Source organism: Lichenifustis flavocetrariae (assembly GCF_026130545.1).
GTDB lineage: Bacteria > Pseudomonadota > Alphaproteobacteria > Rhizobiales > Beijerinckiaceae > Lichenihabitans > Lichenihabitans flavocetrariae.
This window is the reverse complement of sequence record NZ_JAMOIM010000030.1, coordinates 1-12,843: the sequence shown is the minus strand read 5'-3', so window position 1 is coordinate 12,843 and position 12,843 is coordinate 1. Positions and strand designations below refer to the sequence as shown.

General features: G+C 61.3%; 13 protein-coding genes and 3 pseudogenes. 8 read left to right on the top strand and 8 right to left on the bottom strand.

Going from position 1 to position 12,843, the window contains the following annotated elements:
* Positions 1–387: pseudogene (locus tag M8523_RS27240) on the top strand (RidA family protein); the annotation flags it as partial.
* Positions 388–429: 42 nt separating this feature from the next.
* A complete protein-coding gene (locus M8523_RS27235) occupies positions 430–798 on the top strand; it encodes a RidA family protein (protein WP_345894310.1) in 369 nt (122 codons plus the stop codon).
* A gap of 365 nt (positions 799–1,163) precedes the next feature.
* On the opposite strand, the gene M8523_RS27230 is transcribed toward M8523_RS27235, so the two are convergent.
* From M8523_RS27230 to M8523_RS27195, 8 genes and pseudogenes are all read right to left on the bottom strand, one after another.
* Entirely contained in the window at positions 1,164–1,760 is a 597-nt protein-coding gene (locus M8523_RS27230) for a TetR/AcrR family transcriptional regulator (protein ID WP_282588033.1), read from the bottom strand.
* Positions 1,761–2,540: 780 nt separating this feature from the next.
* The gene (locus M8523_RS27225; RefSeq protein ID WP_282588032.1) at positions 2,541–2,801 is read right to left on the bottom strand and encodes a hypothetical protein; all 261 of its coding nucleotides are present in this window, start codon (positions 2,799–2,801) and stop codon (positions 2,541–2,543) included.
* Between the two features lie 94 nt (positions 2,802–2,895).
* Positions 2,896–3,686: pseudogene (locus M8523_RS27220) on the bottom strand (sulfite exporter TauE/SafE family protein).
* 160 nt (positions 3,687–3,846) lie between these two features.
* Complete coding sequence (locus M8523_RS27215) at positions 3,847–4,263, bottom strand: protein tyrosine phosphatase family protein (RefSeq protein WP_282588031.1); 417 nt, start codon at positions 4,261–4,263, stop codon at positions 3,847–3,849.
* The gene (locus M8523_RS27210; protein WP_428351432.1) at positions 4,260–4,661 is read right to left on the bottom strand and encodes a DUF6691 family protein; all 402 of its coding nucleotides are present in this window, start codon (positions 4,659–4,661) and stop codon (positions 4,260–4,262) included. Before M8523_RS27210 ends, M8523_RS27215 begins: the two co-directional genes overlap by 4 nt.
* Positions 4,662–4,726: 65 nt before the next feature.
* Positions 4,727–5,170 carry a YeeE/YedE family protein gene (locus tag M8523_RS27205; RefSeq protein WP_282588029.1) on the bottom strand — a complete coding sequence of 148 codons (444 nt, stop codon included), beginning with the start codon at positions 5,168–5,170 and terminating at the stop codon, positions 4,727–4,729.
* On the bottom strand, positions 5,170–6,063 hold the full coding sequence (locus tag M8523_RS27200) for an MBL fold metallo-hydrolase (RefSeq protein ID WP_428351430.1): 894 nt from the start codon (positions 6,061–6,063) through the stop codon (positions 5,170–5,172). The genes M8523_RS27205 and M8523_RS27200 overlap by 1 nt, the downstream gene beginning before the upstream one ends.
* 377 nt (positions 6,064–6,440) lie before the next feature.
* A complete protein-coding gene (locus tag M8523_RS27195) occupies positions 6,441–7,073 on the bottom strand; it encodes a TetR/AcrR family transcriptional regulator (protein WP_282588028.1) in 633 nt (210 codons plus the stop codon).
* 390 nt (positions 7,074–7,463) lie between these two features.
* On the opposite strand from M8523_RS27195, the gene M8523_RS27190 reads away from it, so the two are divergent.
* The 6 genes and pseudogenes from M8523_RS27190 (at position 7,464) to M8523_RS27165 (ending at position 12,464) form a co-directional block, all read left to right on the top strand.
* Positions 7,464–8,210, top strand: coding sequence for an SDR family oxidoreductase (locus tag M8523_RS27190; RefSeq protein ID WP_282588027.1), 747 nt, complete (start codon positions 7,464–7,466; stop codon positions 8,208–8,210).
* 72 nt (positions 8,211–8,282) lie between these two features.
* On the top strand, positions 8,283–9,029 hold the full coding sequence (locus M8523_RS27185) for an SDR family oxidoreductase (RefSeq protein WP_282588026.1): 747 nt from the start codon (positions 8,283–8,285) through the stop codon (positions 9,027–9,029).
* An 88-nt stretch (positions 9,030–9,117) separates the two neighbouring features.
* Entirely contained in the window at positions 9,118–10,137 is a 1,020-nt protein-coding gene (locus tag M8523_RS27180; protein WP_282588025.1) for a zinc-dependent alcohol dehydrogenase family protein, read from the top strand.
* A gap of 37 nt (positions 10,138–10,174) precedes the next feature.
* Positions 10,175–11,068: a haloalkane dehalogenase gene (locus M8523_RS27175; RefSeq protein ID WP_282588024.1), complete on the top strand. Its 894-nt coding sequence runs from the start codon at positions 10,175–10,177 to the stop codon at positions 11,066–11,068.
* Positions 11,069–11,170: 102 nt separating this feature from the next.
* Positions 11,171–11,365: pseudogene (locus tag M8523_RS27170) on the top strand (SDR family NAD(P)-dependent oxidoreductase); the annotation flags it as partial.
* A 67-nt stretch (positions 11,366–11,432) separates the two neighbouring features.
* Entirely contained in the window at positions 11,433–12,464 is a 1,032-nt protein-coding gene (locus tag M8523_RS27165) for an NADH:flavin oxidoreductase (protein ID WP_282588023.1), read from the top strand.
* Positions 12,465–12,843: the final 379 nt, after the last annotated feature.

Here is a 12,843-nt window from a genome sequence, read left to right as displayed (position 1 = left end):
ATGGCGCAGCGTGACGCAGTGTTTCCCGCCGACCGACAGGCGATCTACGAGAAGCACGGATATTCCGCAGCCGTCAGGTCAGACGACCTGTTGTTCGTGTCGGGTCAGGTCGGCAGCCGTCCCGACGGGTCGCCCGAGCCCGAGTTCGAAGCCCAGGTTCGCCGAGCCTTCGCCAATCTGCAAGCCACGTTGCTCGCGGGAGGATGCGGGTTCGATGATGTCGTCGACGTCATGACGTTTCATACCGACCCCGAGAAACAGCTCCGCACGATCATGGCCGTCAAGGGCGAAGTGTTCGGCAAGGCCCCCTACCCGAGCTGGACCGCGCTCGGGGTCAACTGGCTCTCGGGTTTCGATTTCGAGATCAAGGTGACCGCGCGCATCCCGTCTCGTCCATCAGCGTTGGTGAGCCGCCGCAACCCTGCATCGATGTGGGACATGGCATCGCTCGGGTTCTCGCACATCAGCGTCACAGAACCAGGCCGCCTCGCCTTCCTGTCCGGCCAAATTGCAATGACGCCTGGGAGTCAGGAGGTTCCCGGAGATGTCGCCGGCCAGGCAAAGCTTGCGACCGCTAGCCTCGCCGCCGCGCTGAAGGAATTGGAAGCTGCTGCGCAAGACATCGTCATGCTGCGCGTCTACGTCGTCGATGCGACCAGCGAAACATTCGGGCAGGCCGTGGCCCCTCTCCGTGAACTGTTCGGGGACGCGATGCCCAGCATCACGACGATCGGCGTCCAAGCCCTCTACAGACCGGACATCAAGGTGGAAATCGAAATGGTGGTGCGTCTTCCCTGAAACGGAGCTTGGATCCAAGCTCAGACGTTGGCCAGCCTTCACCTGCTTTCTGGACGATGGTCGCATCTTTCTCTCGAACAGCGCCACCGAGCGTGCCAACCACGATATCGCCGTTGCTCGGAGCGCCGACCGGACCCTGGCGATCAACCTGACAGCACGCCGGTTTCCGAGGCGATCGCCGGACCATATTGATATTCTCGTGCAGCCGAGACACGCATGGTCGCAAGCAATCGACCATCGCTCGTGGATCAGCGTTTCCAGGCGTTGTCGCGCGGCCCACTGCTCTAGGATCGTTATGTCCGAGGACACCACCTGCCAAGGCCGTTGGGCTTGACCTTTAGCCCGAGCAGCCGCACTGCCGTGACTTACCCGCTTGACTCTTTGACACCAGGCCACGCCGGCAGCGCAAGGGCGATCGTTCGACGCAATTCTTTACGACTGGCCCCGGATTGAGCCTCGACGGCTATGCCCCAGGCAACCACCATCACCAAGCGTGCAAGAGAACCAGCGTCCATCCCGGCAGGAAGACCCTCGCCTCCGCGCGCTTCGGCAAACCTATCACGGAACCGCGCCCTCATTTGTCCGCGCAGTTCAGCCAGCCATTCCTTCACGGGATCGCCCGCCACACACGGAAGCGAGCTGTTCAAAGCGAGACAGCCTGGCGCATGAAGCGGGTCAGTGAGCACGTCGGCGTACCCGTATAGAAAATGCTTCGCAACGGCTCGCGGCGTTGTCTTCCGAAATGCTGCCTCGGCAAGCTTAATCAGATGGGGATCGTGCCATTCGATGACTTTTCTAAATAAAGCTTCCTTACTGCCGAAAGCAAAATAGAAACTCGGCGGGGAGATCCCAATCGCTTTCGTCAGATCGCTTATCGATGTCCCCTCGTAGCCATTCCGCCAAAAGAGAAGCGTCGCCTTCTCGATCGCGTCGGCGATATCAAATTCCCGAGGCCGGCCCATTCTTCCAAAAACCCATATTCCATACCACTCGCCCTGTAACCTATACGGGCCGCTGACACAATTTTCGCTATGCCACCGCAGCGAATGAACATCACCGTGGGACTAAGGCCCCCGTGGCATCAACGATACTGTACTGGATCATACAGAATAACTACCGACGTATTATAACGACCACTATAGCAAACCAGTTCTGTCGGGCATGCGGCTTTGCAACCGCATACCCTCTGCGGTCATAGCGGTCTTGTACAGATCGATACAAATAATGGACCCTGGGTATTATAGCGCTCGCTATGGACAGCTGGTGCAGCCGGGCGTTCGGCGTGACAACTCTATCCCCTCGTTAGGCCGCAGAGGCGCGGTCGCAGCGGTGCCCCCGGGTGCATTTTCGCCAATGAGGAGCTTTCGCTGACGGACACTGCGAACCCTACGGTTCCAGGCCCGGGTAAGTTTCGCCTCGCCCTCGGGGCCTGTGGGTCTTTCTGCAAGCGCTGGAGTCCACGGGCGTGAACTACACGCTTGATCGCATCGATCGCTCGGAACAAGAGGTGGGATGACTCAAGAAGGAACTACGCCAAAGCCGTGATCCGGGGGCCATCGAAGCTCAAGACGCCAGTGCCGCTGCGCTCTAACATTGACGCGGCTGCTGGCCTAGCCCTGCGTGTCGACGCCAGGCTTGCGCTCCAGCCTGATCGAGCTGCCCTCCCGCATGACGATGCGGGTCCGGACTAGCAAAATGCGCGACTGCCCGAAAGAAAGAGCGTTGTCGTATCGGCCGATCAGCTACGCGCCCTGCGGGATCAGAGGATCTCTGCCGGCTGGGCTCTCATAGACCGCCTTCGTCACCTGGGCGTTAATTTGACCAGGCAGATTGAAACGAATGACGGTGATGAGCGGCATGAATAACAGTCCGGCCTGCATGACAGAAGCCTGGGCCTTCGCGTGGAGGCAGGTTGAATTGACGGCGCGCTTGTCCGCTTGGCCCGCGTCCAAATCAGCGCGCGATCGCGCGGCCGTCGCCGCCCGTAGATCGTTCGCGCTCAACCGCCCGACGCTAGACGCTAGCGCATCCCAGAGACATGCGCATCGTGCAGGCCGCAGGACGCCCCAAACCCGAACTGACTGATCAACCAAAGCGCTAGATCGTCATGAACGCACCGATGCTTTTCAAAAGCATGTAAGCGGCCACGACGAAGATCAGGACGGCGAAGACCATCGTCAGGAGGCCGGCGGTGCCAGAGAGGCGCTTGGCCATCTTGGTCCCTAGCAAGCTGCCGACAATGCCGCCGCCGATGAAGACGAAGGCCAGCGACCAGTCCACTAGGCCGGACAGAGAATAATTGAATGCCGTCGTAAGACCAAAAGCCGTCACCGCCACAAGCGATGACCCGATGGCGTTGATGATCGGCATGCCAGTGGAGGCCACGAGACCCGGCACGATCAAAAAGCCCCCGCCGATCCCGAAGAACCCTGAGAAAACCCCGGTTCCAAGGCCGAACCCCAAGACCCGGGGTGCGTTTTCACGGATACACTCTGCACCCTCGTCGCCGAGCGCGCGTCGGTCACGAAGCATCAGGACGCCCACCACCACCATCACGACGACAAATAGGAAGAGGAGCTTCTGCCCATCGAACGCCTTGCCGGCCGTTGACCCACTACAGCCCCAGCAATCCCTGCACCGGCATACATCAGGGCGCAGCGCCACTTCACCATACCGCTCCGGGCGTGATTGATTGTCCCGTATGCCGCATTAGCCGCCACGGCCAGGGCGCTGGTGCCGATCGCAATGTGCGGATCACGAACGCCCACGAGATATACCATCAGCGGCACGGCCAAGATCGAACCGCCGCCGCCCACAAGACCAAGGGTGAAGCCCACCAGCGAGCCGGAAAGGGCACCAAGCCCGTATTGAATGAAATCTAGGGTCACGCCACACGGAGGTCCACTGGGTGGGGCTGGGCCAACCCGTTGCGGCCCTCAAGCCTCCCGCCTCGATGGATGCGCGATAGAATCGTCGACTTAGCCCAGGCGGCACTGCTGGACGTGGGCTTCGCCAAAGCGGGGCCTCCTGGCCAATCAGTGACGTGGTTTAGGCGATCAGTCGCGATTTGATGGCGCTGAGGTCATAGCCGGCGTCGGCGCCCGCCTTCAGGAGGGCTTCGGGCGCCGTCTCGCCGACTTGCGAAAGAGCCCACATCATCGCCGCCCGCGTTCCGGATCTGCAATATCCCAAAACCGGACCCGCCGAGTGCGAGAGGGTGGCGCGCATCAGGGCGATATCGCTCTCTTGGATAGCGCCTGCGGTGGTGACTGGGATATGGACCAGGGCCAGGCCATGGTTCTTGGCAATCGCTTCCATGTCCGCGGCGCTCGGCTGCCCAGCATCTTCTGCGTCAGGGCGATTGTCGACGATCGTGCGGAAGCCGGCCTCGGCAGCCAAAGCGACATCGGCTGCGGAGAGCTGCGTCGAAGCCGAAAACGAGGGGGAAAGTCGCTTGAAGGTCATGATGGTTTCCTAGATCGGGCGAGCATCTGTCCGGCACAGGCGGAAGGGCGACCGCGCAAAAAGGCAAATCGCTGAATCGCCATTCCGAGCAGCATCGGCCCGATGAAGATCAGGGCTGAGCGCGGTTCAAATGCGAGATCGGCGATCGCAGGACCGGGACAAAGACCGGACAGGCCCCAGCCGATACCAAAGATCGCCGCACCGATGATCAGGCGGACTTCGACCAACCCCAGCGACGGCACTGCGAAGGCCGCAGCGGAAAGAGGCTTCTGCATCCTGGACTTGAGCATCCAGGCCGTCGCCATGACAGCCACCGCTCCACCCATGACGAAGGCCAAGGTCGGATCCCAGTGACCGAAGACATCAAGGAAGCCGCGGACGCGCGCCGGATCTGCCATGCCCGAAACGGCGAGGCCAGCGCCAAAGAGCGCACCCGATAAGAGAGCGATCAGAACGTTGCGGATCATGCCATGACGCCCAGCAGATGCATGAGGCCGACGGTGGCGATGCCGGCGGCGGTAAAGATCGCAGTCGCCACGATCGATCGGAGAGACCCTCGGGATAGACCGCACACGCCGTGGCCGCTGGTGCATCCATTGCCGAGCCGGGTGCCAAAGCCGACCACAAGACCACCGACAATCAGGATGGCCGGACTGCTGGGAAAGTGCGTCTGAACTGGTCCGACAACAGCTGCGATGAGCGCAGCGCCGAGCGGCAATCCCACCACGAAGGCCATCGCCCAGGACCACGGCGCGCCGTCGGCGGCGAGACGAGACGCCCGCGCGGCCATACCGCTGACGCCAGCGATCCGACCGAGCGCCAATAGCATGAGGGCTGACGCCAGCCCGATCATCGAGCCGCCGATCAGCCCCTGCGAGGGCATCGCTGTCAGGCCGACATCAGTCATCAAAGCGCGTCAAGCGGGATTTTCAGGAAACGGGCGCCGTTCGTCTCGGGCTCCGGCAGATGGCCGCCGCGCATGTTCACCTGGATCGAGGGGATGATCAGCTTCGGCATGCCCAAGGTCGCGTCGCGCGCGTCACGCATCGCCACAAAGTCATCTTCGACGACTCCCTCATGGACGTGGACATTGCTGGATCGTTCCGCGCCAACAGTTGTCTCCCAGACGAACTGCTCGCGCCCGACAGCCTTGTAGTCGTGACAGAGAAAGAGCCGCGTCTCGGGCGGCAGGCTCAAGAGCCTTCGAATGGAACGGAAGAGCTGGCGGGAGTCGCCACCGGGGAAGTCAGCCCGCGCGGTGCCGTAGTCCGGCATAAATAAAGTGTCGCCGGTGAACACCACGTCGCCGATGACATAGGCCAAATCGGCTGGGGTATGCCCCGGGACATGCAGGGCCATGGCCTGAATATTTCCAATCGCGAAGCTGTCGCCATCCTCAAACAGCCGATCGAACTCAGACCCGTCGCGCGCAAACTCTGTCCCGACATTAAAGATTTTGCCGAAGACATTTTGAACGCGGATGATTTCGCGACCAATCGCCAATTCACCGCCGAGTTCCGCCTTCAGGTAGGGGGCGGCGGTAAGGTGATCGGCGTGAGCGTGAGTCTCCAAAACCCAGGCCACGGTCAGACCCTCAGCCTTGACATAGGAGATGATCTTGTCCGCGGATTTATGCGAGATCCGCCCCGACGCGATGTCGAGATCCAGCACGCTATCGATGATGGCGGCCGACCGAGTCGCCGGATCATGGACGACGTAGGACGCCGTATTGGTGGGCTCGTCGAAGAAGCTTCTGACGATCGGCGCTGCCCCCCGCCCAGCTTGGACCCCGCTGACCAACGCTGACGCTCGGGAGATATGGGCATCGGACACGGGATTTTCGCCTCTCTCGATGGCTGATCACTATTGCATAATGTAGCTACCACTCTATAATTATAGTGTCTCGTCCGCTACAGAATGTCAACGCTCCCGTGTAATGATGATCTCGCGAGAAAGAAATCTGATGAGACGCCGACCACCGTGTGAAGAGTGATGCTGTCCCGTCGGACTGCATCCCCTTCATCGCCGCCTTGTGCCCCAAGCGGACATTGTACGTCCTCAGGAATCGAGACGCTTGGATCTTCGGCGCTTCCAGGCGCCGGAGGTGTGATTGGAGCGGGTGGTCACCGCGCGCCAAACGCCGCCAGCAGTCTGTTCGACGTCCCCGGCATTCAGCGTCAACTTTCCAGTGCGGCCGTTTCACGCCGCGGCGGGAGGATCAGATCCGCCGCGTTGTCGACGTCTCTAAGAAGCGTCTTGCGGGGCGCGCCCATTTGCGCACGCATGGTCAGGCCGCGGGCAATGTCCATGACCTGGCTCGCGCGCGCGGATGCCGGGAAGTCAGACGGCACTTCTCCCGCGCTGATTCCATCGCGGAAGCGGCGTTCTACTTGCGCCGTGGCGGCCGCCGCGACGTCCTGCACGAACTGCCGGACCTCCGCATCGTTCACCAGCGGCGCGACGCACCCGAGCAGGCACCCCGGCGCGGATCCCTCCTCGGTCGCATTTTCTACGGCGTTTCTCAAAAAGCCGGTGAGCGAGGCATGAAGGGTCTGCGGAGAGAAGAGGGCTTTCGCAGCAAGAGCGCCGTATTTCTCAGCGTACGCCCTGAGGCCGCGCAGGAATATCGTCCGCTTGTCCCCAAAGATCGAATAGAGGCTCGGTCTTCCCACGCCCATCCCGGCGACGAGATCGTCGATCGTCACGCCGTCATAGCCCTTGGACCGGAAGATCTGGATGGCGTTGTCCAACGCCTGCTCCTCATTGAAGCTGCGCGGCCGACCGCGCGATCTGGGGGCGATCTGTACCATGAGGTTCATATATCCTTCGTCATCATCAACTACTGATTATATAACTAAACGGTTGGCAATTGGCAAGTCTGCACGACTTTGTGAACTCCTGACCCGGTCGTTCCCTTCCCCACAGAGAGGCTGGTCAACATGCGATCGTGGTCATCGCTGAGGGTTAGAACGCAATTCGCAAAGTTTCGACTGTACTTATCGTGGGCGGCTCAATCCGGGCGAGTTGAGCGTGGCGCCTTGAGTGAGCGCGCGACGTCAGAGCTACCAAGCCCTCCGCGGCTCACATACAATAAATGAATAACCAGTACGAAAATGGCTTGACCACCCTGTGCCGCCTATTTATATACAAAACAGTTAGAAAATTACCAGACGGCGATGGCGCCCACAAGGAGACTTCGTATGACTCGCTACGACGGTAAAAAGGCTGTCATCATCGGCGGCACCAGCGGCATCGGACTAACGACGGCGAAAATGCTCGTCGACGGAGGCGCGCGCGTAATGGTGACGGGTCGCTCGCAAGCCAACCTGGACTCAACGCGAAGCGAGCTCGGAGAAAACGGCATCGCAGTTCAGAGCGACGCACGCTCACTGACCGACCTCGACGCCCTCGCCACTCGGGTGAGGGCCGAATTCGGCACCTACGACTTTCTCTTCGTCAACGCCGGCTACAGCCTCTTCGCCCCGATCGAGTCCGTGACCGAGGCGACCTATGACGAGGTGTTCAACCTGAACGCAAAGGGACCGTTCTTCGCGGTTCAAAAGCTCGCGCCGTTGATCAAGCGGGGAGGTTCCGTTGTCTTCACGACCGCGATCGCCAACGTCAAGGGCATGCCTCTCCTTGCCTCCTATGGCGGGGCCAAGGCCGCGATGCGATCCTTTGCTCGGACGTTTGCCGTTGAGCTGGCTTCGCAGGGGATTCGCGTCAACGCGGTGTCGCCCGGCCCCATTGAGACGCCGCTCATCGGCAAAGCGCTTCCCGACAAGGACATGGCCGCCCACGTCGTCGGGCAGTTCAGCGAGATGAGTCCGCTAAAGCGGATCGGGACATCGGAGGAAGTCGGCAAGGCCGTCCTCTTCCTCGCCTTCGACGCGACCTACACGACCGGCGCCGAATTTCCCGTCGACGGCGGTCTGTCGCAGATCTGAAGGCCCCCACCACCAATCTCGTCCCACGCATCGACATCGCTCGGCGACCTTGGCGTCGCGAGGAGAGAATTCATGGACCGGTACAAAGACAAGAAGGTCGTCATCATCGGCGGCACCAGCGGCATCGGGCTGACGACAGCGAAGATGCTGGTCGATGGCGGAGCGCGCGTTCTGGTGACCGGGCGCTCGCCGAGCAGCCTTGAGAACGCGCAGAAAGAGCTGGGTGACGGCGCACTGGCGCTTTCGAGCGATGCCGGATCATTGGCTGACATCGACGCCCTCGCCGCTCGGGCCACGGCCGAGTTCGAAACGTTCGACCTGCTCTTCGTCAACGCCGGAGTCGGGGTCTTCGCGCCTTTCGAACACACCAGCGAGGCGATGTATGATGAAGTGTTTGACGTGAACACAAAGGGGTCGTTCTTCGCCGTCCAAAAGCTGGCGCCGTTCATCAACCGGGGCGGTTCGGTCGTCCTCACGACCGCGATCTCGAACGTCAAGGGAATGCCGATGCTGGCCGCTTCTGGAGCGACCAAGGCCGCGCTGCGTTCTTTCGCCAGGGCGTTCGCCGTCGAACTGGCGCCTCAGGGCGTCCGCGTCAATGCGGTGTCACCTGGCCCGATCGACACGCCAAGCTGGGGCAAGTCGTTTCCTGACAAGGAAATGGCAGCCCAGCTCACCGGGCAGATGAGCGAAGCGAACCCGATGAAACGCTTGGGCACGTCCGAGGAAGTCGCCAAGGCGGTCCTCTTCCTCGCCTTCGAGGCGACCTACACGACCGGCGCCGAGCTTCCGGTCGACGGCGGTCAGTCGCAATTCTGACGCGACACATACCACCTCGAACCCACCCCACTTGATCGGGCGTCCCACCTCCGGGCGAAAGACGCCGAAGCAAAAAAGGACTGATATAATGAAAGCCTTCAATATCATCGAAACTGGCAAAGGTCTGGACAGCTGGAGCCGGGTTGATCTCCCCGATCCCACGCCCGGTCCCGGCCAGGTCTCGATTAGAGTCAAAGCCGTATCATTAAACACTCGAGATCTGATGGTGATGGGTGGATACTTTCCCATTCCCCCAAAGCAGAACGCGATCCCGGTTTCCGATGGAGCGGGAGAGATCGTTGCGGTGGGCGCGGGTGTGACGCGTTGGAACGTTGGCGACCGCGTTTTCGGGTCCTACTACCAGCAATGGCCTCATGGGCAATTCCCTGCCGATGCTGAGCTTCATGCCCTGGGCGGGCCGCTCGACGGCATGCTGGCTGAACTCGTTACGCTCTCGGAATCCGGGGTGGTTCGCGTCCCGGATCACCTCAGCTACGAGGAAGCGTCAACTCTTCCGGTTGCTGCTCTTACAGCTTGGAACGCGGTGATGGAGTCCGGAGGCCGCATGACCCCCGGCGCAACCGTGCTGACGCTGGGAACCGGCGGCGTCTCGCTGTTCGCGATTCAACTCGCACAAGCCAGCGGATTCCGCGTAATCGCAACCACCTCAAGCCAGGCCAAGGCGGAGCGGCTCCGGGCTTTGGGTGTCTCCGACGTCGTCAACTATAAACACACCCCAAACTGGGAGCAGGAAGTCCTGCGACTAACGAACGGCCAGGGCGTCGATCAGGTCATCGAAGTTGGCGGAACCGGCACGCTGCCGAAGTCGCTCCGATCCGTCCGATCCGGGGGACTCGTAAACCTGATCGGACTTCTCACCGGCTTCAACGATCCGATCGATACCTCGCCGATCCTCTTCAATAAGATTCGGCTTCAAGGATCCGGGGTCGGGTCTGTGCAAACCGCAGAAGTCATGGCACGCACGATAAATGCGATAAAATTAAAGCCTGTAGTTTCAGATGTATTCGACTTTGAGAACGCAAAACATGCGTTGGCTAAGCTCCAGGACGCAGCAACCTTTGGAAAAGTTATCATCCGGATTAACTAGAACGATGCCGAAGTATTTTTAGTATAAGGATATGACGATGAAACTGACTGACGCCGCCTTCGCCGAGAAGAAATTCATGACCTTCAATGGTCAACGCATGGCCTACATCGACGAGGGCGAGGGCGATGCCATTGTGTTTTCGCACGGCAACCCAACTTCGTCCTATCTCTGGCGCAACATCATGCCGGCCGTCCAGGGCATGGGACGGCTGATTGCCGCCGATCTGGTTGGCCAGGGAGATTCGGACAAGCTGCCGAATTCTGGGCCGGACAGTTACAGCTTCGACGAACAGCGCAGTTACATTCACGCGTTGTGGGACAAGCTCGATCTAGGCGACAACATCATATTCGTCATCCACGACTGGGGTTCTGCGCTCGCCTTCGACTATGCAAGCAAGCACTCCGATCGAGTTCAGGGCATTGCCTACATGGAATCGATCGTGATGCCGCTCGAGTGGAGTGACTTCAGCGAAGCCATCCGACCCTCGTTCCAGGCTCTGCGTTCTCCCGCCGGCGACACGATGGTCCTGCAAGACAATGTCTTTGTGGAGCAGTTGCTTCTGGGACTGGGCCGGCAACTCTCCGATGTCGTGAAGACGGAATACCGCCGTCCTTTCCTGAACCCCGGCGAAGATCGGCGGCCTACACTCACCTGGCCGCGCCAGCTTCCCATCGCGGGCGAGCCGGCCGACGTGGTCAAAGCTGTCAGCGAATACTCGCAGTGGTTGGCGACGACCCCCGTACCAAAACTCTATTTCCACGCAACTCCGGGGATCATCGACCAAAATCCGAAGCAGGTCGCGTTTTGCCGAACCTTCGCCAATCAGGAAGAGGTTCAGGTCAAGGGTGCACACTTCATTCCGGAAGACGATCCTGAAACCGTAGCGCCAAACATTGCTGCCTTTGTCCGGCGACTGCGGGGAGTTGCCTGACGTCCCGACCCCGTTCACGTCTTACGGCGTTCGGCGGGTGCCGGTCGCCATGACTTATTCCGAACCCTGTAAGTACCTCTTCGCATGGCGTAGGAGACTGCCATGTCCGATTTGCCTTATCGCACTGCCCTGATCATCGGCGCCGGGCCGGGAATTAGCGCTTCGCTGGCGCGGCGCTTATCGGAGCGTGGCCTACGAGTTGGGCTGGCGGCTCGCAATGCTGATAAGCTGCAGGCGCTGGCGCAGGAAACGGGCGCCACGGCTTTTGCGGTAGACGCCGCGCTACCGGACCAGATGGCACAGCTTTTCCTCGATATGGAGCGAAAGGTCTCGGCACCCGATGTCGTCATCTACAACCGAGACGATGACCCGCTACTACGAGCGCTTCGCGCGGGGCGGCTTCGGGACGGTCATCACCGAAGGCATCTACACCGACCAGGCGTTCTCGCAGGGCTACGTCCATCAGCCCGGCTTGACAGACGAGGCGCAGGCCAATGCCTGGAAGCCGGTCGTCCGCGCCATCAAGGCGCACGGCGCGCTCGCGATCGCCCAGTTGATGCACGCCGGCGCGCTCAGCCAGGGCAATCGCTTCCGAGGGACCACGGTTGGGCCGTCCCCGGTCCAGCCGAAGGGCGAACAGATGGCATTCTACCACGGCAAGGACCGCTATGTTCTGCCCGCCGAAATAACGGAGGCGCAGATCGCCGATGCCATTGACGGCTTCGCCGCGTCGGCGGGGCGCGCGATCGAGGTGGCCGGGTTCGACGCCGTCGAAATCCACGGGGCCAATGGGTATCTCCTCGACCAATTCCTGACCGACTACGCCAACGCGAGGGCGGATCGATGGGGCGGCGCCACCGGGAACCGCGTGCGCTTGATCCTCGAAACCTTCAAGGCGGTGCGCGCCAGGGTCGGCGTCAAGGTACCGGTGGGCGTCCGCATTCCCCAGGGGAAGGTGAACGACCACGATCACAAGTGGGCCGATGCGGAGCGCGACGCGGAGATCATCTTCGGCAGCCTCGCGGACGCCGGTGCGGACTTCATCCACGTGACTGAGCATGAGGCTTGGAAGCCCGCCTTCGCCGAGGGCGGCCCCTCCTTGATGCGCCTCGCCAAGCGCTACGCGCCCAAGGCGGCGATCTTCGCCAACGGCGTCCTGCACGACGTCGAGCGGGCGGTGGCCGCGCTGGACGACGGCGCCGACATCGTCACCATCGGCTGCGGAGCGCTGGCGAATCCGACTTGCCTCGGCGCTTGTCCGAGCGAGGCGTCCTCAAGGATTTCGACCCATCGATCCTGGGCCCCTTCGCCAATATCAAGGACTCCGAGCTGGCGATGTAACGGCGCCTCGACCGCTGCGGCCCGCAGATGCGGCCCGCGGTCGGATACCGACTGAAGGATCATCCAGATGTCGTGCGCTCTGGATTCGAAATCGCCGCAGATCTGCGGCGCCGACCACACTCGCTGAGTATCCAAGAGAGGGAAAATCAGATGGTCAAGTTCGCTTTGCTCGTTGAGTTGAAGGCCAAACCAGGAAAGGAGGCGGAAGTTGAGGCATTCCTGGAAAAGGAAGCCACCCTGGTAAGAGGAGCCCGAGTTGCGCGGCATTGTCAGATGCCGCCGCCGCGCCAGGGCCGCGAGGCCAAGGCCTCCATGCACGAACGGAGCCGATTAGGAGCCCACGTCCTGGTGCGGTGCAACGAGGATCACGGACCCCTCGATCGTGTCCAGCAGGCTCCGCAGGTAGGCCGCGTCGACGGCCAGGCCCCGCAAGG